General features: G+C 72.5%; 21 protein-coding genes. All 21 read left to right on the forward strand.

The window, feature by feature from the left end; translation table 11 throughout:
• Window positions 1-50 precede the first annotated feature (50 nt).
• The 21 genes from rpmE (at window position 51) to nrdI (ending at window position 19,612) form a co-directional block, all read left to right on the forward strand.
• A complete protein-coding gene (gene rpmE, locus AC1C2W_RS03080; RefSeq protein WP_495387843.1) occupies window positions 51-260 on the forward strand; it encodes a 50S ribosomal protein L31 in 210 nt (69 codons plus the stop codon).
• A gap of 129 nt (window positions 261-389) precedes the next feature.
• Window positions 390-1,481, forward strand: a complete 1,092-nt coding sequence (prfA, locus tag AC1C2W_RS03085) for a peptide chain release factor 1 (protein WP_495387842.1) — start codon at window positions 390-392, stop codon at window positions 1,479-1,481.
• A gap of 25 nt (window positions 1,482-1,506) precedes the next feature.
• Entirely contained in the window at window positions 1,507-2,481 is a 975-nt protein-coding gene (gene prmC / locus AC1C2W_RS03090; protein ID WP_495387841.1) for a peptide chain release factor N(5)-glutamine methyltransferase, read from the forward strand.
• On the forward strand, window positions 2,478-3,230 hold the full coding sequence (locus AC1C2W_RS03095; protein WP_495387840.1) for an L-threonylcarbamoyladenylate synthase: 753 nt from the start codon (window positions 2,478-2,480) through the stop codon (window positions 3,228-3,230). Before prmC ends, AC1C2W_RS03095 begins: the two co-directional genes overlap by 4 nt.
• Window positions 3,227-4,456 carry a glycosyltransferase family 4 protein gene (locus AC1C2W_RS03100; protein WP_495387839.1) on the forward strand — a complete coding sequence of 410 codons (1,230 nt, stop codon included), beginning with the start codon at window positions 3,227-3,229 and terminating at the stop codon, window positions 4,454-4,456. Before AC1C2W_RS03095 ends, AC1C2W_RS03100 begins: the two co-directional genes overlap by 4 nt.
• Window positions 4,453-4,914: a Cg1360 family ATP-synthase-associated protein gene (locus tag AC1C2W_RS03105; RefSeq protein WP_495387838.1), complete on the forward strand. Its 462-nt coding sequence runs from the start codon at window positions 4,453-4,455 to the stop codon at window positions 4,912-4,914. The genes AC1C2W_RS03100 and AC1C2W_RS03105 overlap by 4 nt, the downstream gene beginning before the upstream one ends.
• 154 nt (window positions 4,915-5,068) lie before the next feature.
• On the forward strand, window positions 5,069-5,956 hold the full coding sequence (atpB, locus tag AC1C2W_RS03110; RefSeq protein WP_495387837.1) for a F0F1 ATP synthase subunit A: 888 nt from the start codon (window positions 5,069-5,071) through the stop codon (window positions 5,954-5,956).
• 101 nt (window positions 5,957-6,057) lie between these two features.
• Entirely contained in the window at window positions 6,058-6,294 is a 237-nt protein-coding gene (locus tag AC1C2W_RS03115) for an ATP synthase F0 subunit C (RefSeq protein ID WP_495387836.1), read from the forward strand.
• A complete protein-coding gene (locus AC1C2W_RS03120; RefSeq protein ID WP_495387835.1) occupies window positions 6,291-6,905 on the forward strand; it encodes a F0F1 ATP synthase subunit B in 615 nt (204 codons plus the stop codon). Before AC1C2W_RS03115 ends, AC1C2W_RS03120 begins: the two co-directional genes overlap by 4 nt.
• On the forward strand, window positions 6,905-7,720 hold the full coding sequence (locus tag AC1C2W_RS03125) for a F0F1 ATP synthase subunit delta (protein ID WP_495412351.1): 816 nt from the start codon (window positions 6,905-6,907) through the stop codon (window positions 7,718-7,720). The genes AC1C2W_RS03120 and AC1C2W_RS03125 overlap by 1 nt, the downstream gene beginning before the upstream one ends.
• Before the next feature lie 83 nt (window positions 7,721-7,803).
• Window positions 7,804-9,432, forward strand: a complete 1,629-nt coding sequence (atpA, locus tag AC1C2W_RS03130; RefSeq protein ID WP_495387833.1) for a F0F1 ATP synthase subunit alpha — start codon at window positions 7,804-7,806, stop codon at window positions 9,430-9,432.
• Window positions 9,433-9,434: 2 nt separating this feature from the next.
• Entirely contained in the window at window positions 9,435-10,334 is a 900-nt protein-coding gene (locus AC1C2W_RS03135; protein WP_495387832.1) for a F0F1 ATP synthase subunit gamma, read from the forward strand.
• A 76-nt stretch (window positions 10,335-10,410) separates the two neighbouring features.
• Window positions 10,411-11,895 (forward strand): F0F1 ATP synthase subunit beta, encoded by a 1,485-nt coding sequence (gene atpD, locus AC1C2W_RS03140; RefSeq protein WP_495387831.1) that lies wholly within the window; start codon window positions 10,411-10,413, stop codon window positions 11,893-11,895.
• A gap of 103 nt (window positions 11,896-11,998) precedes the next feature.
• Entirely contained in the window at window positions 11,999-12,283 is a 285-nt protein-coding gene (locus AC1C2W_RS03145; protein WP_495387830.1) for a F0F1 ATP synthase subunit epsilon, read from the forward strand.
• Window positions 12,284-12,288: 5 nt separating this feature from the next.
• Window positions 12,289-12,714, forward strand: coding sequence for a DUF2550 domain-containing protein (locus AC1C2W_RS03150; RefSeq protein WP_495387829.1), 426 nt, complete (start codon window positions 12,289-12,291; stop codon window positions 12,712-12,714).
• Window positions 12,715-12,836: 122 nt separating this feature from the next.
• The gene (gene nucS, locus AC1C2W_RS03155) at window positions 12,837-13,532 is read left to right on the forward strand and encodes an endonuclease NucS (protein WP_495412352.1); all 696 of its coding nucleotides are present in this window, start codon (window positions 12,837-12,839) and stop codon (window positions 13,530-13,532) included.
• Between the two features lie 77 nt (window positions 13,533-13,609).
• A complete protein-coding gene (locus AC1C2W_RS03160) occupies window positions 13,610-14,923 on the forward strand; it encodes an N-acetylglucosamine-6-phosphate deacetylase (protein ID WP_495412353.1) in 1,314 nt (437 codons plus the stop codon).
• Between the two features lie 253 nt (window positions 14,924-15,176).
• Window positions 15,177-16,649, forward strand: a complete 1,473-nt coding sequence (locus tag AC1C2W_RS03165) for a GH1 family beta-glucosidase (protein WP_495412354.1) — start codon at window positions 15,177-15,179, stop codon at window positions 16,647-16,649.
• 102 nt (window positions 16,650-16,751) lie between these two features.
• Window positions 16,752-18,185: a serine hydrolase gene (locus AC1C2W_RS03170; protein WP_495412355.1), complete on the forward strand. Its 1,434-nt coding sequence runs from the start codon at window positions 16,752-16,754 to the stop codon at window positions 18,183-18,185.
• 584 nt (window positions 18,186-18,769) lie between these two features.
• Complete coding sequence (gene nrdH, locus AC1C2W_RS03175; protein ID WP_495412356.1) at window positions 18,770-19,012, forward strand: glutaredoxin-like protein NrdH; 243 nt, start codon at window positions 18,770-18,772, stop codon at window positions 19,010-19,012.
• 168 nt (window positions 19,013-19,180) lie between these two features.
• Window positions 19,181-19,612, forward strand: a complete 432-nt coding sequence (gene nrdI, locus AC1C2W_RS03180; protein WP_495387823.1) for a class Ib ribonucleoside-diphosphate reductase assembly flavoprotein NrdI — start codon at window positions 19,181-19,183, stop codon at window positions 19,610-19,612.
• Window positions 19,613-19,630: the final 18 nt, after the last annotated feature.

A 19,630-nucleotide genomic window follows, 5' to 3' on the forward strand; every position in this document is an offset into this window, starting at 1 on the left:
CGGCCCGCTGTCCTGCGGGCCGACCCGGGGGCATCACACCAAGGAGCATCATGAAGTCCGGTATCCACCCCGAGTACGTCGTCACCGAGGTGACCTGCACCTGCGGCAACACGTTCGTCACGCACAGCACCGAGACGTCCGGCAAGATCAACGCGGACGTGTGCAGTGCCTGCCACCCGTTCTACACGGGCAAGCAGAAGATCCTCGACACCGGTGGCCGCGTGGCCCGGTTCGAGGCGCGCTACGGCAAGAAGAAGTAGCTGGCTGACAGCGCCGGTGGTCCGCCCGACAACCTCTCCAGGGGCAGTCGGACGTCGGATCACCGGCGCTGTTGCTTTGCCCGGGGGCGTGGGCCCACGGATCCCCTGCACGTCGGACCGGGAGATGCCATGACCGACTCGTTCGCTGCGGCCAGACCGCTGCTCGCGGAGCACGCCGAGATCGAGCGGGCGCTCTCCGACCCGGCGGTGCACGCCGACGCGGGCCGGGCGCGCTCCCTCGGGCGGCGCTACGCCGAGCTGAGCCAGGTGGCTGCCGCCTACCGGGCCTGGGAGCAGGCCCACGACGACGCCGAGGCCGCCGCCGAGCTGGCCGGCGAGGACGAGTCGTTCGCCGCCGAGCTGCCCGCGCTGCGCGAGGCGGCCGATGCGGCCGCGGAGCGGCTGCGCCGTGTGCTGGTGCCGCGCGACCCCGACGACGCGCGCGACGTGATCCTCGAGATCAAGGCGGGGGAGGGCGGCGACGAGTCCGCGCTCTTCGCCGGCGACCTCCTGCGCATGTACCTGCGGTACGCCGAGCGGCGCGGCTGGTCCACGCAGGTCCTCGCCGCCACCGAGACGGAGCTGGGCGGCTACAAGGACGTGCAGGTCGCGATCAAGGCGCGCAACGTCACCGACCCGGCCGAGGGCGTGTGGGCGAACCTCAAGTACGAGGGCGGCGTGCACCGCGTGCAGCGCGTGCCGGTCACGGAGTCGCAGGGGCGCATCCACACGTCGGCCGCCGGCGTGCTCGTGCTGCCCGAGGTCGACGACCCGGGCGAGATGGAGATCGACGCGAACGACCTGCGCATCGACGTCTACCGCTCGTCGGGGCCGGGCGGGCAGTCGGTGAACACCACCGACTCGGCGGTGCGCATCACGCACGTGCCCACCGGGATCGTCGTCTCCATGCAGAACGAGAAGTCGCAGCTGCAGAACAAGGAGCAGGCCATGCGCGTGCTGCGCGCGCGGCTGCTGGCCGCGCAGCAGGAGGCCGCCGCCGCGGCCGCCGCCGACGTGCGGCGCTCCCAGGTGCGCACCGTGGACCGCAGCGAGCGGATCCGCACGTACAACTTCCCGGAGAACCGCATCGCGGACCACCGCACGGGGTACAAGGCCTACAACCTCGACCACGTGCTCGCGGGCGACCTCGACCCGGTGGTCCGTTCGGCCATCGACGCCGACGAGGCGGCCCGGCTGGCCGCCGCGGGTTCCCGTGCCTGACGCTGTGGGCGCGAGATCGGGGGGAATGGACGACTCCATTCCCCCCGATCTCGCGCCCACAACCGTCGGGTCGACCGTGCGCTGGGCGGCGGCGCGGCTCGCCGCAGCGGGCGTGCCCAGCCCGCGCGTGGACGCCGAGGCGCTGCTCGCGCACGCCCTCGGCGTCGACCGCTCGGAGGTGCGGCGCCTCGCGGTGCTGGACCGGGGCCTCGCCGACGACGCCGTCCGCCGCTTCGCCGCGGACGTGGCGCGGCGCGCGGCCCGGGAGCCGTTGCAGCACCTCACCGGCGTGGCGCCGTTCCGGCACCTGGAGCTCGCCGTCGGCCCCGGTGTCTTCGTGCCGCGGCCCGAGACCGAGCAGGTGGCGCAGGTGGCGATCGAGGAGGCCATGCGGGTCGTGGCGCGCGAGGGCTCGGCGGTGGTCGTCGACCTGTGCACGGGATCGGGCGCGATCGCCCTCGCCGTGGCGGCCGAGGTGCCCGGCGCGGTCGTGCACGCGGTCGAGCTTGACGCTGCCGCGCACGGGTGGGCGCAGCGCAACGTCGCTGCCGCGACGTCGGCCGCCGGCGCGCCGGAGCCCGTCGTGCACCTGGTCCGGGGCGACGCCCGCACCGCGCTGCGCGAGCTGGACGGGACGGTCGACGTCGTCGTCTCCAACCCCCCGTACGTGCCGCCCGGCGCGGTGCCGCACGACCCCGAGGTGGCCGAGCACGACCCGGCCGTCGCGCTGTTCGGCCTGGGCGCGGACGGGCTCGAGGTCCCGCGCGGCGTCACGGCGGCGGCCGCCCGCCTGCTGCGCCCCGGCGGCCTGTACGTCATGGAGCATGCGGAGGTCCAGGCGGCGGACGCGCGGGCCATGGTCGACGACGTGCCCGTGTTCGGGCCCGCGGCGACGCGGGAGGACCTCACCGGCCGCCCGCGGATGGTCGTCGCGCGTCGCGTCGCCGCGGGGCCGAGCCCGGACGGCGGGCCGACGAACCGTGACAGACTGAGCCCGTGAGCAGCGTGCACGACGTGACCGACCCGAACACCTGGGGCCCTGCGATCGACGAGGCGGTGAACACGGTCTCGCGCGGCGGCCTGGTGGTGCTCCCCACGGACACGGTCTACGGCATCGGCGCGGACGCCTTCGACGCCGAGGCCGTCGCCGCGCTGCTCGCGGCCAAGGGTCGCGGGCGTCAGATGCCCCCGCCCGTGCTGGTCCCCGACGTGCGGACGCTCGACGGCCTGGCGACCGAGGTACCCCACGACGCGCGGCGCCTCGTCGAGGCGTTCTGGCCGGGCGGGTTCACGATCATCCTGCGGGCCCAGCCGTCGCTGCAGTGGGACCTCGGGGAGACGCACGGCACGGTCGCGCTGCGGATGCCCGACCACCCCGCGGCCCTCGCGCTGCTGCGCCGCACCGGCCCGCTCGCCGTCTCGAGCGCGAACGCCTCCGGCAGCCCCGCGGCGCTCGACGTCACCGGCGCGCGCGCACAGCTCGGAGAACCCGTCGCGACCTACCTGGACGGCGGCGACGCCCCCGGCGGCGTGGCCTCGACGATCGTGGACGCCACGGGCGAGCACCTGCGCGTTGTGCGCGAGGGCGCGATCACCCTCGAGGCGCTGAACGAGGTGGCGCCGGTGCGCGGCGCGGACGCCGACGATGATGACGACGAGCCCGCGGACGAGCCGGTCACCGACGAGCCCACGGCCGGCACGACGTCCACGGAGGGCTCGACGGAGCCTGCCGAGGAGTCCGCCGGGTGAGAGCGTATCTGCTCCTGATGCTGGTCTCGGCGGCGGTCACATACCTCGCCACGCCGGGCGCGCGGTGGCTCGCCCGGCGCACGAACGCCATCACCGCGGTGCGGTCGCGCGACGTGCACGTGCAGCCCACGCCGCGGCTCGGCGGGCTGGCCATGCTGCTCGGCATCGTCGTCGCGGTGGTGCTGTCCTCGCGGATGCCGTTCCTCGCGGGCGTGTTCGAGACCGGGCCGCAGGCGTGGGGGATCATCGGCGGCGCGACGATCGTGTGCCTGCTGGGTTGGGCCGACGACGTGTGGGACCTCGACTGGATGACCAAGCTCGCGGGGCAGGTGCTCGCGGCCGGGTTCATGGCGTGGCAGCAGGTGCAGCTCACCTCGCTGCCCACGCCGGACGGGCTGTTCATCACCTCGTCGCGGCTGTCGCTGGTCGCGACGGTGCTCGTGATCGTGGTGGCGATGAACGCCGTGAACTTCGTGGACGGCCTGGACGGTCTGGCCGCGGGCGTCATCGCCATCGGCGGCTCCGCCTTCATCCTGTACACCTACAGCCTCACCCAGCAGGCCACCCCGGAGAACTACGCCAACCTCGCGACCCTCATGGTGGCCGTCCTGGTGGGTGCCTGCATCGGCTTCCTGCCGCACAACTTCTTCCCCGCGCACATCTTCATGGGCGACTCGGGCTCGATGGTGCTCGGCCTCGTCTTCGCGGGCGCGACGATCACCATCACGGGCAACATCGACCCCACCGCGACCGGCGACGCCCTGTCGGGCGCGCAGCGCGTGCCGCTGTTCATCCCGCTGCTGCTGCCGGTGGCAGTGGTGCTCCTGCCGCTGCTGGACATGGCGTTGGCGGTGGTGCGCCGGCTTGCCGCCGGCAAGTCGCCGTTCCACCCCGACCGCATGCACCTGCACCACCGGATGCTCGCCATCGGGCACTCGCACCGGCGCGCCGTCCTCATCCTCTACGTCTGGGCGGCGGTCTTCTCCTTCGGCGCGGCGGCGCTGGTGATGTGGGACTGGAAGGCGGTGCTCGCCGGCCTCGGCGTGGCCATCGTGGTCGCGCTGATGCTCACCCTCGGGCCGCTGCGTACTCGCGGCCGGTTCCTGGACGACGACGTCGCCACCGGCAGCCACCCGACCGTCGCCGCGGCGCCGGTCACACCCGCCGCACCGCCATCGGCCACGACCTCGCCCACCCTGACGACGCACGAAGGACGCCAGAGATGACGACGCCCGAGACCCCCGCCCCCACGCCCGACGGCCCCGGCGCCGACGAGCACACCACCACCGCGGAGCGCGCGGTGCTGCGCACCGCGCTGCGCGACACCTTGATCCTCGTGGGCGCCCTGGTGGTGCTGGGCGGCGGGATCGGCCTGCTGGTGGCGGGCATGCCCGGCCTCTGGGGGGCACTCGTCGGCGCCGGCCTCGCGGCCTTCTTCTGCGCGACGACGATCTGGTCGATGCTGCGGACCGTCGGGTCGAGCCCCACGCGCATGGCGGCCTTCGTCATGGGGGCGTGGGTCGCCAAGATCGTCGTCCTCATCGTGGTGCTGGCGCTGCTCCAGGGCGCCACGTTCTATGACCCGTGGGTGCTGATCGCCGTGCTCGCCGTCGGGGCGATCGGTTCGGCCCTGCTCGACTACCGCGCGGTGAACAGCGGCCGGGTGCCCTACGTGCAGCCGTGACCGTGCGGCCGGCCGGCAGGCGGCCATGGCCTGCGACGACGCTCGTCGCCGCGGGCAACATCGTGCGCATGTTCACAAGCCGCCAGATCTGGCCGCTTCCGTGCTCCAGAATGTCGGAGCACGGGTGAAGATCCGGTAGGCTGTGCGCGAATCCATGACGGCCAGGTCCGATGGCGTGCCCTCCCAGGAGTGGAGCGCCTCCGGCCCGTACGACCTCCGGGAGAATCTCCTGTCTACGCCAGCGATCCCCCTGCTGCTCGCCGCTGAAGGTGACGGCGAGTTCCACGCGCCGACGATCGCCGACTTCTTCCCTCCGGCCATCTTCTTCGAGGGCACGCCCTTCGAGTTCAACCGGATCATGCTGGTGCGCGTCATCATGGCCGCGGTCCTGATCACGGTGTTCGTCATCGCGGCCAAGCGGGCGAAGCTGGTGCCGGGGCGGTTCCAGAACGCGATCGAGATGATCCTCGACTTCGTCCGCAACTCGATCGCGGTCGAGGTGCTCGGCCAGGAGAACGGCCGCAAGTACTTCAAGCTGCTCGCGACGATCTTCTGCACTGTGTTGGTGATGAACATCGCCGCGGTCGTGCCCTTCCTCAACATCGCGGGCACGTCCGTCATCGGCCTGCCGATCGTGCTCGCGGCGTGGTCGTACGTGATGTACCTCGGTGCGGGCGTCAAGGCGCACGGCGTGGGCGGGTTCCTCAAGAACTCGCTCTTCCCGCCGGGCGTGCCGCCGGTGCTGTACATCCTGCTGGTGCCGATCGAGTTCCTGCAGGTCTTCATCCTGCGGCCCGCGACGCTCGTCATCCGGCTGCTGGCCAACATGGTGGCGGGCCACCTGATGCTCGCGATCTGCTTCACGGCCACCTCGTTCTTCCTGTTCGACTCCGCCGGGGCGATGAAGCTCTTCGGCGCGGGCACCTTCGTGGCCGGCTTTGCGTTCTTCCTCTTCGAGGTCTTCGTGGCGGCGCTGCAGGCCTACGTGTTCGCGATCCTCACCGCCGTCTACCTCAACATGTCCGTCGAGGCGGAGCACTGACCGTCTCGCGGTACCCGGTCTGAGCCGGACCAGCTTCACAACTGCACCCACAACGTCGACGCCGGGCCACCGAGGCCCGGCGCCCAACGGAAGGAAACCCAGTGGACGTCACCACCCTCGCCGAGGTCACCGGAAACATCGGCACCGTCGGTTACGGTCTCGCGGCGGTCGGCCCGGGCATCGGCCTCGGCATCCTCATCGGCAAGACGATCGAGGGCATGGCCCGCCAGCCCGAGGTGTCCGGCCAGCTCCGTACCACGATGTTCATCGGCATCGCCTTCGTCGAGGTGCTCGCGCTCCTCGGCCTGGTGGCCGGCTTCATCGTCCCGGCAGCATGATTTCTCCCCTGAACACACCCAGCGTGACCGTGCTCGCGGCGGAGACGTCAGAGCCGAACCTCCTGATCCCCCACTGGCCGGACATCATCTGGTCGCTGGTGATCGTCGTGATCATCGGTCTCGTCTTCTACAAGTACGCGCTGCCGAAGTTCCAGGCCGTGCTGGACGAGCGCACCGCGAAGATCGAGGGCGGCATCGCCAAGGCCGAGCAGGCGCAGGAGGAGGCCGCGGAGGCGCTGAAGGAGTACCACCAGCAGCTCGCCGAGGCCCGCGCCGACGCCGCGAAGACCCGCGAGGAGGCGCGTGCCGAGGGCACCGCCATCATCGCGGAGCTGCGCAGCAAGGCGCAGGAGGAGGCGTCCCGGATCGCCGAGACCGCGCAGCGCCAGATCGAGGCGGAGCGCCAGACTGCCGCCGTCTCGCTGCGCACGGAGGTCGGCACGCTGGCCACCGAGCTGGCGTCGAAGATCGTCGGCGAGTCGCTGCAGGACTCCGCGCGCCAGTCGCGCGTGGTCGACCGCTTCCTCGACGAGCTCGAGGCCGCGGGCGACGCGTCGCAGCCGGCGTCGGCCGCCAGCTCGGCCGGCAGCTCGGCCGGCAAGGAGGGCTGATGCGCGGTACCAGTGGAGCATCCCTCGCGGCGGCGCAGGAGCGGTTCGAGCCGGTCCTGCAGTCCGCCGGGCCCGACGCGCAGGCGCTCGGTGAGCAGCTGTTCGCCGTCGTCGCGGCACTGGACGGGTCCGGGCCGCTGCGTCGCTCGATGGCCGACCCCTCGCGGAGCCCCCAGGACCGGGCGGATCTTGCCGCCCGCGTGCTGGCCGACGGCTTCGACGAGCGGGTCGTGGACCTCGTCACGGGCCTTGCGCGGTCGCGCTGGGCCAGCGACGCGGACCTCGTCGACTCCCTGGAGCGCCTCGGCCTGGACGCCGTCCTGGCGTCCGCCCAGTCGCGGGGCGCCCTGGAGACGGTCGAGGACGAGCTGTTCCGGCTGACCCGTGCGCTCGTCGGCCAGCGCGAGGCGCGCCGGGTGCTCTCCGACTCCGCGACCGACCCCGCACGTCGGGCGCAGCTCGTCGACACCCTGCTCGAGGGCAAGGTGGACGCCGTGACGCAGGAGCTCGCACGCCGGGCCACGACCAACCTCCGCGGCCGCCGCTTCGTGGCGTCGCTGATCTGGTACGGCGAGGTCGCCGCCGAGCGGCGCCGTCGCCTCGTGGCCACGGTCACCAGCGGCGCCGTGCTCAGCGAGTCCCAGCAGGAGCGGCTCGCCACCCTGCTCGAGCGCGCCTACGGGCGCCCCGTGCAGCTCAACGTGACGGTCGACCCGGCCGTGATCGGTGGCCTGCGCATCCAGGTCGGCGCTGACGTCGTCGACTCCACCGTGCTGTCCCGCCTGGCCGACGCCCGTCGCCGGCTGGCCGGCTGAACCCTTCCAGGCCCAGCGCCGGCCCTCGGTCGGCTACGCAGAACGTGAGGCCGCGCGAGTCGCGGCCACGACAGGAGAGAGCAATGGCTGAGCTGACGATCAGGCCGGAGGAGATCCGCGCCGCTCTGGACAGCTTCGTGAAGTCGTACGAGCCCGAGGGCGCGGTCAGCGAGGAGGTCGGCCGCGTCACCGCCGCCGCCGACGGTATCGCGCAGGTCGAAGGCCTTCCGGGCGCGATGGCGAACGAGCTGCTGCGCTTCGAGGACGGCACGCTCGGCCTCGCGCTGAACCTGGACGTCCGGGAGATCGGCGTCGTCGTTCTCGGGGAGTTCGCCAGCATCGAGGAGGGGCAGGAGGTCCGCCGTACCGGCGAGGTCCTGTCCGTCCCCGTCGGCGAGGGCTACCTCGGCCGCGTCGTCGACCCGCTGGGCAACCCGATCGACGGCCTGGGCGAGCTCGAGAGCGAGGGCCGCCGCGCCCTCGAGCTCCAGGCGCCCGGCGTCATGCAGCGCAAGTCGGTGCACGAGCCGCTGCAGACCGGTATGAAGGCGATCGACTCGATGATCCCGATCGGCCGCGGCCAGCGGCAGCTGATCATCGGCGACCGGCAGACCGGCAAGACGGCGATCGCGATCGACACGATCATCAACCAGAAGGCCAACTGGGAGTCGGGCGACCCGGCCAAGCAGGTGCGCTGCATCTACGTGGCCGTTGGTCAGAAGGGCTCCACGATCGCCTCCGTGCGCGGCGCCCTCGAGGAGGCCGGCGCGCTCGAGTACACGACGATCGTCGCGGCCCCGGCGTCCGACCCGGCAGGCTTCAAGTACATCGCGCCGTACACGGGCTCGGCCATCGGCCAGCACTGGATGTACCAGGGCAAGCACGTGCTCATCGTCTTCGACGACCTGTCGAAGCAGGCCGAGGCCTACCGTGCCGTGTCGCTGCTGCTGCGGCGCCCGCCGGGCCGCGAGGCGTACCCCGGCGACGTGTTCTACCTGCACTCCCGTCTGCTGGAGCGTTGCGCGAAGCTGTCGGACGAGCTCGGCGCGGGCTCGATGACCGGCCTGCCGATCATCGAGACCAAGGCGAACGACGTGTCGGCGTACATCCCGACCAACGTCATCTCCATCACCGACGGCCAGATCTTCCTGCAGTCGGACCTCTTCAACGCCGACCAGCGCCCGGCGGTCGACGTCGGCATCTCCGTCTCCCGAGTCGGCGGTGACGCGCAGATCAAGGCGATGAAGAAGGTCTCCGGCACGCTGAAGCTCGAGCTGGCGCAGTACCGGTCGCTCGAGGCGTTCGCGATGTTCGCGTCCGACCTGGACGCCGCGTCGCGCGGCCAGCTCGCCCGTGGCGCGGTGCTCATGGAGCTGCTCAAGCAGCCGCAGTACACGCCGTACCCGGTCGAGGAGCAGGTCGCGTCCGTTTGGGCCGGCACCAAGGGCAAGCTCGACGACGTCCCGGTCGAGGACGTCAAGCGCTTCGAGTCCGAGATGCTCGATCACCTGCGTCGCAAGACCGAGGTGCTCAGCGCCATCGCGTCGACCGGCAAGCTCGAGCAGGACACCGAGGACGCGCTGACCAAGGCCGTCGAGGACGTCCGGAACGGCTTCCTCAAGGCCGACGGCACCCCGCTCGTCGGCGGCGACGCCGAGGGCGATACGTCCGACGTCGAGCAGGAGCAGCTCGTCGTGAAGAAGAAGGCCTGAGCATGGCCGGTGGATCCCAGCGCATCTACAAGCAGCGGATCAAGTCGACGCAGTCGCTGAAGAAGATGTTCCGCGCGCAGGAGCTGATCGCGGCCTCCCGCATCGGCAAGGCGCGGGCGCGTACGGCTTCGGCGGCTCCGTACGAGCGGGCCATCACCCGCGCGGTGTCCGCGGTGGCCACGCACACGTCGACCAAGCACCCGCTCACGAGCGAGCGCGGCGACACGAACCGCGTCGCGGTCCTCGTGATCGCATCCGACCGCGGGATGGCCGGCGCCTACTCGGCGTCGATCCTCCGTGAGGCTGAGCGGCTCGTGCAGCAGCTCCAGGGCGCGGGCAAGGAGGTCGTGCTCTACGCGACCGGTCGCCGCGCCGTCTCGTACTACCACTACCGGGGGCGTCAGCTCGAGGGCCAGTGGTCGTACGGCTCGGACAGCCCGAACTCCGACGTCGCGGGCGAGGTCGCGGACACGCTGCTGGGCGCGTTCCTCGCCCCGGCGGCCGAGGGCGGGGTCAGCGAGCTGCACGTGGTCTACACGCAGTTCGTCAACATGGTCACGCAGCGGCCGCGCGTGGTGCGGATGCTCCCGCTCGAGGTCGTCGAGGGCGTGGCCGTCCCCGGCGAGAACGACGCGTTCCCGCTGTACGACTTCGAACCGTCGCCGGAGAGCGTGCTCGACGCGCTCCTGCCGCGCTACGTGCGCAGCCGCATCTTCAGCTTCATGCTGGACGCGGCGGCGTCCGAGCTGGCCGCGCGCCAGCGGGCGATGCACACGGCGACGGACAACGCCGAGGACCTGATCCGCAACTACACGCGCCTGGCGAACCAGGCGCGCCAGGCGGACATCACCCAGGAGATCAGCGAGATCGTCTCGGGTGCCGACGCCCTCGCAGCATCATGACCACCCCGAACATGGTCCTGACGGCGCGACCGCCCGTACTGACATCCGAAACGTTCCTTTCGAAGCGAGGCAAGCAATGACCGCCACCACCGTGGAAGCAGCACACGGCGCGGCCCCGACCGAGCCGGGGACTGGCCGTGTCGCGCGTGTGATCGGCCCCGTCGTCGACATCGAGTTCCCCGAGGACGCGATTCCCGACATCTACAACGCCCTGACCGTCGGCATCGACCTGTCGACCCAGGGCGAGGGCGAGAACTCTTTCACCCTCATGCTCGAGGTCGCCCAGCACCTCGGCGACTCCCTGGTCCGCGCGATCGCGCTCAAGCCGACCGACGGCCTCGTGCGCGGCGCCGTCGTCACCGACACCGGCGCGCCGATCAGCGTCCCCGTCGGCGACGTCACCAAGGGCCGCGTGTTCAACGTGACCGGCGACGTGCTGAACGCGGAGCCGGGCGAGAAGATCGAGATCACCGAGCGCTGGCCGATCCACCGCAGGCCCCCGGCCTTCGACCAGCTCGAGTCGAAGACCACGATGTTCGAGACGGGCATCAAGTCGATCGACCTGCTCACCCCGTACGTGCAGGGTGGCAAGATCGGCCTCTTCGGCGGTGCGGGCGTCGGCAAGACGGTCCTCATCCAGGAGATGATCCAGCGCGTCGCCCAGGACCACGGCGGTGTGTCCGTGTTCGCGGGCGTCGGGGAGCGCACCCGTGAGGGCAACGACCTCATCGCGGAGATGGAGGAGGCCGGCGTCTTCGACAAGACCGCGCTGGTCTTCGGCCAGATGGACGAGCCGCCGGGCACGCGTCTGCGCGTCGCCCTGTCGGCGCTGACGATGGCGGAGTACTTCCGCGACGTCGCCAAGCAGGACGTACTGCTGTTCATCGACAACATCTTCCGCTTCACGCAGGCCGGCTCCGAGGTCTCCACGCTGCTCGGCCGCATGCCGTCCGCGGTGGGCTACCAGCCGAACCTCGCCGACGAGATGGGCGTGCTGCAGGAGCGCATCACCTCGACGCGCGGCCACTCGATCACCTCGCTGCAGGCGATCTATGTGCCGGCGGACGACTACACCGACCCGGCGCCGGCGACCACGTTCGCCCACCTGGACGCGACGACGGAGCTCTCCCGCGAGATCGCGTCGAAGGGTCTGTACCCGGCGATCGACCCGCTGACCTCGACGTCCCGCATCCTCGACCCGCGCTACGTGGGTCAGGAGCACTACGACGTGGCCACGCAGGTGAAGTCGATCCTGCAGCGCAACAAGGAGCTCCAGGACATCATCGCGATCCTCGGTGTCGACGAGCTCTCCGAGGAGGACAAGACGGTCGTGGCGCGTGCGCGCCGCATCCAGCAGTTCCTCTCGCAGAACACCTACATGGCGAAGAAGTTCACCGGCGTGGAGGGTTCCACGGTGGCGCTGAGCGAGACCATCGAGGCGTTCAAGAAGATCGCTGCGGGCGAGTTCGACCACATCGCCGAGCAGGCGTTCTACAACATCGGCGGCCTCGAGATGCTCGAGGAGAACTGGGCCCGTATCCAGAAGGAGTACGGGGCCTGACGGCTCCGTCACCGCCACGTCGTCCCGCCGGGAGGCCCGCCCGCCCGGCGGGACGACGTGACCGCCGCACGAACCCCAGCACGACGGGAAAGAGGATTGTGAGATGGCAGAGCTGAACGTGGACCTCGTCGCGGCCGACCGCAAGGTCTGGTCGGGCGCGGCGCGTGAGGTCAGCGCCCCGTCCGTCGACGGTCAGGTCGGCATCCTCGCCGGCCACTCGCCGCTCCTCGCGGTGCTGCGGCCCGGCACGATCCGGGTCGCGACGTCGCAGGGCACCGCGGTCGAGGCGCACGTCACCGGCGGGTTCGTCTCGGTCGACGGCGATCTCGTCACGATCGTCGTGGACGAGGTCTCGGAGCTGTCCGGCCGCGAGCCGGCGCTGCGCTGAGTCAGGTGCCGGTGGCGTACGTCGTCTGGGTCGCGGTCGGGATCGTCGTCGCGCTCGGACTGGTGCTCGCCGCCGGTGCCTCCCGCCTGCGGACCCTGTCCCGGCGGGTCGGGTCCTTCCCCTGCCACGCCCGGCACGCGGACGACCCGCAGGCCGGCTGGGTGGTGGGGATCGCCCACTACGCCGTGGGCCGCATCGACTGGTGGCGCGGCTGGTCCCTGGCCCCTCGCCCCGCACGGGTCTGGCAGCGTGACCGGCTGTCGATCACGGGGCGCGCCCCGCTCGACCAGGCCGGCCAGCCCGACCAGGTGCTGGTGCGCTGCCGCTACGACGGCACCGACTTCGAGCTGCTGATGTCCTCGGGCGCGTACGAGGGTCTCGCGTCGTGGCTCGAGTCCGCGCCCCCGGGACGCCGCGACCTGGTTCTCTGAGCCGGCCGCCGATCGCCGGGATCGTACGAACGATCGCCACGAACGATCGCCACGAACGATCGCCACGAACGATCGCCACGAACGATCGCCACGAACGAACGCCACGAACGAAGAGGGGGACCGTGCGTCTCGTCGTCGCACGCTGCTCGGCCCGGTACACCGGCCGGCTCACCGCGCACCTGCCGCTGGCCACGCGGCTGATCGTCATCAAGGCGGACGGCAGCGTGCTGCTGCACTCCGACGGCGGCTCGTACAAGCCGCTCAACTGGATGAGCCCGCCCTGCTCGACGGCGACGGCCGACCCCGACGAAGAGGCCCGCGGGCGCGGGGTCACCGCGGTGTGGACCGTGCAGCACCAGAAGTCGGACGACCGCCTGGAGATCGAGCTGCACGAGGTGGAGCACGACTCGGCGCACCACCTCGGCGTCGACCCCGGCCTGATCAAGGACGGGGTCGAGGCGCACCTGCAGGAGCTGCTCGCCGCCCAGATCGAGCGGCTCGGCGCAGGGCACTCGCTCGTCCGCCGCGAGTACATGACCGCGATCGGCCCGGTCGACATCCTGGCCCGCGACGGCCAGGGCGGTGCGGTGGCCGTCGAGATCAAGCGCCGGGGCGACATCGACGGCGTCGAGCAGCTCACGCGCTACCTCGACCTCCTCAACCGCGACCCCCTGCTGGCGCCGGTGCGCGGCGTCTTCGCCGCCCAGGAGGTCAAGCCGCAGGCGAGGGTGCTGGCCACCGACCGGGGGATCGAGTGCCTGCTGCTCGACTACGACGCCATGCGCGGCGTGGACGACGTGGGCTCCCGGCTCTTCTGAGCGTGCTGTTGCGCGGTCCGTCGAGCGGTCCGTCGAGACATTTCGCGCTCCTGTGAGGGTGCGGCAGGATGTGGCGCATGAGTGATGCCTCCCTCCCGGCCCCCGCGACGTCCGGCGAGCCCGTCGCATGGCGCGGGTACGTCGTGACGCCCCAGGACGTGATCGACGACGGCGCCGTGGTGGTCGCGGACGGGGTGATCCGCTGGGTCGGGCCGGTCGTCGCGGCCGAGTACGCGGACCCGTCCGTCGCCGCGGCCGTCGCGCGGGCGGCGGTGCCCGCCCCGGGCACGACGCTGCTCCCGGGGCTCGTGGACCTGCACGATCACGGCGGCGGCGGGGTCGGCTTCCCCGACGCCGCGAGCCCCGACGAGGCGATGGTCGCGGTGCTCGAACACCGCCGCCACGGCACCACCACGATGCTCGCGTCGCTCGTCACCGCCGACCGCGAGACGCTCCTGGCGCGGGTCGCGATGCTTGCGGGCCTCGCGGAGGCCGGCGAGATCGCAGGCATCCACGCCGAGGGCCCCTTCCTCTCCCACGCGCGCCGCGGGGCGCAGAGCCCGGACGACCTGCTGCCGGGTGACCCCGCCCTGGTCCGCGACCTGGCCGAGGCCGCCCGCGGGCACCTACGCACGATGACCGTCGCCCCCGAGGTCGAGGGCGTGCTCGGGCCGGACGGCGTGGCGCGCGAGCTGGTCGCGGCCGGCGTGATCCCCTCCCTCGGCCACACCGATGCGACGACGGAGCAGTCCGAGGCGCTCGTCGTGCAGGTCGTCGCCGGCCTGCGCGCGCAGGCGGAGGAGGGTGGGCCGGCGCGCGAGATGACGGCCACCCACCTCTTCAACGGCATGCGCCCGCTGCACCACCGGGCGCCCGGCCCGATCGCGGCCTGCCTCGCGGCCGCCGCTCGCGGGGAGCTCGTGGTCGAGCTCGTGGCGGACGGCGTGCACCTGGCGCCCGCGACCGTCCGCACCGTGGTCGAGATGGTCGGGGCCGACCACGTCGCCCTGGTGACAGACGCGATGGCCGCCGCGGGCATGGCCGACGGCTCTTACGAGCTCGGGCCGATGGCGGTGACGGTGCGCGGTGGCGTGGCGCGGCTGACCGACCCGGACGACCCCGAGGGCGGCACGATCGCCGGGGGCACCGCCCACCTGATCGACGTCGTGCGCGCCACGGCCGCGGCGGGCGTCCCCCTGGTCGACGCGGTGCGGTCCGCGTCCTGGGTGCCGGCCCGCGTGCTGGGGCTCGCGGACGTCGGCGGCCTGGTCATCGGGCGCCGCGCCGACGTCGTCGTCACCGACGGCGACCTGCGCGTGCTGCACGTGCTGCGCGGGGGCGTCGAGGCTGAAGGTGTCGAGGTCGGCGGTGTCGAGGTCGGCGCCGGCTGAGCGAGCACGGTCACACGGGCTCGACGGTCCAGCCGGTCGACGAGCCCTCCCGGACGACGGCGACCCCGCCGGCCCCGACGACGAGCCCGGTGTCCGTGTCGGTGCCGCACCGACCGCCCCGGCTAGGCGTGGGCGGACGGCGTCACGCTGCGGCTCTTCCACCTGCCGGACTACACTGCCCGCCAGGGTGGGAGCGCTTCCACCCATCAGCAGTCCACGATTCCCGCGACTCCGAGCACCGAGGAACGCACCCATGACCACCACGACCACCGCCGCCGGGCCCGCCGACGGGGCGACCGCCCCCCGCACGTTCCCCGTCGACTTCCTGTGGGGGACCGCGACGGCGGCCTACCAGATCGAGGGCGCCGCCGCCGAGGGCGGCCGTGGCCCGTCGATCTGGGACACCTACTCCCACACTCCCGGGCGCACGTTCGACGGCGACACCGGGGACGTCGCGTGCGACCACTACCACCGCTGGCCCGAGGACGTGGACCACCTCGCGCGGCTCGGCGTCGGCGCCTATCGCCTGTCGATCTCGTGGTCGCGCGTGCAGCCGGGCGGCCGCGGCCCGGTCAACGCCGAGGGCGTGGACTTCTACCGGCGACTGCTCGACACGTTGCGCGAGCGCGGCATCCGGCCCTTCGTCACCCTCTACCACTGGGACCTCCCGCAGGATCTGGAGGACGCCGGCGGCTGGGCGAACCGCGAGACCGCCGAGGCCTTCGCCGAGTACGCGCGCCTCATGGCCGTCGAGCTCGGCGACCGGGTCGAGGCGTGGACCACCCTCAACGAGCCCTGGTGCTCCGCCTACCTGGGCTACGGCTCGGGCGTGCACGCCCCCGGCCGCACCGAGCCGGCCGCGGCGCTCGCGGCGGTGCACCACCTCAATCTCGCCCACGGACTGGCCGTGCAGGCGATCCGGTCGGTGCTGCCGGGCGCGCAGACGTCGATCACGCTCAACCTGCACGTCATCCGGCCCGCCGACCCGGCCGCGCCCGCCGACGCCGACGCCGTGCGGAAGATCGACGCGCTCGCCAACCGCGCCTTCCTGGGCCCGATCCTCGACGGCGCCTACCCGGCCGACCTGCTCGCGGACACCGCGGAGGTCTCCGACTGGTCGTTCGTGCGCGACGGCGACCTCGAGGCGATCCGCCGGCCGCTGGACGTGCTCGGCGTCAACTACTACTCGACCGTCACCGTGCGGCACTTCGCGGGCGACGGCGAGCGGGCGGAGAACGACGGGCACGGCGCCTCGAGCCACAGCCCGTGGATAGGGGTCACCGACGTCGAGTTCGTCCCGCAACCTGGACCCACCACCGCGATGGGCTGGAACATCGACCCGACCGGGCTCACGGAGCTGCTGCTCGACCTGCACCGCCGGTACCCGGGCGTGCCGCTGGCCGTCACCGAGAACGGCGCGGCCTTCGACGACAAGCTGGTGGCCTCGGGCGGTGAGCGCCGCGTGCACGACGACCGCCGCGTGGCGTACCTGCACGACCACGTCGACGCCGTCGGCGCGGCCCTCGACGCCGGCGCGGACGTGCGCGGGTACTTCGCCTGGTCGCTGATGGACAACTTCGAGTGGGGTTACGGGTACTCCAAACGCTTCGGCATCCTGCACGTCGACTACCCGACGGGCGAGCGCACCTGGAAGGACTCGGCGCACTGGTACCGCCGCCTCGCCGCCACGGGCGCCCTGCCGCCCGTCGACGCCGTCGCGCCCTGACCCGCGTCACGCCGAGCTGCCGAACAGGCGGTTGACACCCCTATCGCGGTCAGATCGCCGCGATAGCGGTGTCAACCACCTGTTCGGCATTAGCGTGCGGGCATGACCGTGCCTCCGCCCGCCTCGACCACGCCCGACGGTGACGCCCGGTTCGACGACGCCCGGTTCGGCGACGCCCGGTTCGGCGACGCCCGGTTCGGCGACGCCCTGCGTCGGCGGGCCCGCGAGGCTCGGGTCCCGGCGTTGTCCGCGGCGGTGGGGCGGGCCGGCGACGTCGCCTGGACCGGCGTCGCCGGGTGGGCACCCGCCGACGCGGGCACGTCGTTCCGCATCGGGTCGATCACCAAGCCGATGACGGCGGTCGCGGTGCTGCGGCTGGCCGCGGCCGGCAGGCTGGGCCTCAACGACCCGGTGGGGCGTCACCTGCCGGACGCCCCCGCCCCGGACGCCTCCGTGGCGCAGCTGCTCACCCACACGGCGGGGCTGCCGGCCGAGGCCCCGGGGCCGTGGTGGGAGCGGCACGGCGCGGGTTCCTGGGCCGAACTGGTGACCCCGGGCGTCGAGCCGCTGTGGGAGCCGGGGGAGCGGCACCACTACTCCAACGTCGGGTACGCCGTGCTCGGCCGGCTGCTGGAAGAGGCCCACGGCCTGCCGTGGGACGACGTCCTGCGCGCCGAGATGTGGGAGCCGCTCGGCATGACTCGCACCGGCCGCGTGCCGGCCGGGCCCGCGGCCACCGGCTACGCCGTGCACCCGCACGCGGACGCCGTGCTGGTCGAGCCCGTGGCCGCCTACGGCGCGATGGGGCCGGCGGGCGAGTTGTGGTCGACGCCGACGGACCTGGTGCGGTTCGGCTCCTGGCTGGTCGGCGCCGGCGCGGGGGAGGACGACGTGCTGCCCCTGGCGTGGCGGCGGCGGATGACGGCGCCGCGCGCGGTCGTGGACGAGCCAGGCGCCCCGTTCGGGGCGGCGTGGGGGCTGGGCGTCTCGGTGCACCACCCGGCCACGGGTGGCAGCTGCGGCGGCCGCCGCACCGTGGGGCACGGCGGGTCGGTGCCCGGCTTCACGGCGACGCTGCGCGCCGACCCCGCGACGGGGGACACGGTCGCCGTGTGCGGCAGCTCGACCGCCGGGTTCGGGGACGCCGCCTTCCTGCTCGACCTGCTCGACGACCCCGCCGGGACCCCCGACCCCGCGGGCGCCCCGACGGACCCCGCCGTGCTCGCACTCACAGGCACCTGGTACTGGGGCCCGATGCCGCACACGGTGACGCTGCGCCCGGACGGGCTCCTTGAGCTGCGCGCCTCCGACGGCGGCGGGCGCGGCACGGCGTTCGCCCGGTCCGCGGACGGCCGGTGGGCGGGGGTGGAGGGCGGCTACTGGCTGGGCGAGCACCTGCGCCCGGTCGACCCGGGCACGGCGGCGGAGTACCTCGACGTCGGCACCTTCCACCTCACCCGGGCGCCCTACGACCCCGCGACGGCCGTGCCCGGCGGGGTCGACCCCGCCGGCTGGCAGGCACCGCCCGCGCGGTGAGCCGCCCTGGCTGTGCGACACGGGCTGTGCGACACACCACCGGACGCGACACGCCGACGTTCTCGACGAGTTTCGGTCCGATCGTGCGGCCGGGAATGTCCGGTCTGCCCGGTGAGCCCGGCCCTCGGCGGGGTGCCGAGGGGCGTGCCGAGCCCGGAGTCCGTCGACCCCCGTCGCCCACACGCTGTGGACGCCGCTCACCCACCGGCTGTGGACAGCCGGCCGTCATCCGCACGAGGGCGCGGATGGACGCGATACGGGGTGGGGACGGACACCGGGGGCGCCTGTGGACGGCCGTGTCGGACCCTCGTGCGAGGCTGGTTGTGAAGGGTCGGGGCGGGGAGCAGGTGGCGAATGACACGGGTGTCAACCACAACATGTCGGCTCCGCGCGCGCCCGGACCACTAGGTGTAGTGTTTAAAGCATGCAGGGCGCGCAGCCCTTCGAACAAAGCACACCGGCGTAGTTCCACGGACGTCACCCCAGGTCCGGGCCCTTGAGGGCCGGCGGGAGACCGGTCCGGAAGGGCTGCAGGGCGGGTCGCACCAAGCCCCCCACGGGGAGCGCAGAGAGGGAGAAGACACATGAGCATCACGGTCTACAGCAAGCCGGCCTGCGTGCAGTGCGACGCGACCTACCGCGCCCTCGACCGGAAGGGCGTCGAGTACTCGGTGGTCGACATCACCCAGGACGCCGAGGCCCTCGAGATGGTGCGCGGGCTCGGCTACCTGCAGGCCCCGGTCGTCGTCGCCGGCGACAACCACTGGTCGGGCTTCCGCCCCGACCAGATCAGCGCCGTCGCGGCGCAGCAGGCCGTCTCAGCCTGACGCCTGGTTTCAACACGGTTCAACACGGTTCAACACACGCGGGACCACGCGGTCCCGCACCTCACACGGCCGGCGCCCCGAGCTTCGAACACGACCCGGGGCGCCGTGCGTATCCGACGGCGCAGCACGGCGGCGCCGATCTGGCAGCAGCATCCGGGGGAGGGCGACATGAGTTCTCTCGTCTACTTCTCCAGCGTGTCGGAGAACACCCACCGCTTCGTCCGGCGGCTCGGCCTCGAGGACCTCGGCATGTCCGTGCACCGCACCCCGGTGCGGAAGACGGACGGATTCCTCACGGTGACCGAGCCGTACGTGCTCATGGTTCCCACCTACGGCGGGGGCAACGAGGGCGGTGCGGTGCCGCGCCGGGTGCGCGAGTTCCTGAACGACCCGCACAACCGGTCGCTCGTCCGCGGCGTGATCGCCGCGGGAAACACCAATTTCGGCGCTGCGTACTGCATCGCCGGCGACATCATCTCCGCGAAGTGCCAGGTGCCCTACCTGTACGCCTTCGAACTGCTGGGGACGGCTGAGGACGCTGACCGCGTCCGTGACGGATTGGGACGATTTTGGCAACGACAGTCACTGATCTCGGCGTGAGCTCGACGACGACCCCGG

It is taken from the genome of Isoptericola sp. Y581 (assembly GCF_059445475.1).

Coding starts and splice junctions, on each gene's coding strand:
- AC1C2W_RS03105 (WP_495387838.1), top strand. CDS start 4,453: ATGACGACGCCCGAGACCCCCGCCCCCACGCCCGACGGCCCCGGCGCC.
- prfA (WP_495387842.1), top strand. CDS start 390: ATGACCGACTCGTTCGCTGCGGCCAGACCGCTGCTCGCGGAGCACGCC.
- atpD (WP_495387831.1), top strand. CDS start 10,411: ATGACCGCCACCACCGTGGAAGCAGCACACGGCGCGGCCCCGACCGAG.
- nrdH (WP_495412356.1), top strand. CDS start 18,770: ATGAGCATCACGGTCTACAGCAAGCCGGCCTGCGTGCAGTGCGACGCG.
- rpmE (WP_495387843.1), top strand. CDS start 51: ATGAAGTCCGGTATCCACCCCGAGTACGTCGTCACCGAGGTGACCTGC.
- AC1C2W_RS03165 (WP_495412354.1), top strand. CDS start 15,177: ATGACCACCACGACCACCGCCGCCGGGCCCGCCGACGGGGCGACCGCC.
- atpB (WP_495387837.1), top strand. CDS start 5,069: ATGACGGCCAGGTCCGATGGCGTGCCCTCCCAGGAGTGGAGCGCCTCC.
- AC1C2W_RS03135 (WP_495387832.1), top strand. CDS start 9,435: ATGGCCGGTGGATCCCAGCGCATCTACAAGCAGCGGATCAAGTCGACG.
- AC1C2W_RS03145 (WP_495387830.1), top strand. CDS start 11,999: ATGGCAGAGCTGAACGTGGACCTCGTCGCGGCCGACCGCAAGGTCTGG.
- prmC (WP_495387841.1), top strand. CDS start 1,507: ATGGACGACTCCATTCCCCCCGATCTCGCGCCCACAACCGTCGGGTCG.
- nrdI (WP_495387823.1), top strand. CDS start 19,181: ATGAGTTCTCTCGTCTACTTCTCCAGCGTGTCGGAGAACACCCACCGC.
- AC1C2W_RS03120 (WP_495387835.1), top strand. CDS start 6,291: ATGATTTCTCCCCTGAACACACCCAGCGTGACCGTGCTCGCGGCGGAG.
- AC1C2W_RS03125 (WP_495412351.1), top strand. CDS start 6,905: ATGCGCGGTACCAGTGGAGCATCCCTCGCGGCGGCGCAGGAGCGGTTC.
- AC1C2W_RS03160 (WP_495412353.1), top strand. CDS start 13,610: ATGAGTGATGCCTCCCTCCCGGCCCCCGCGACGTCCGGCGAGCCCGTC.
- atpA (WP_495387833.1), top strand. CDS start 7,804: ATGGCTGAGCTGACGATCAGGCCGGAGGAGATCCGCGCCGCTCTGGAC.
- AC1C2W_RS03170 (WP_495412355.1), top strand. CDS start 16,752: ATGACCGTGCCTCCGCCCGCCTCGACCACGCCCGACGGTGACGCCCGG.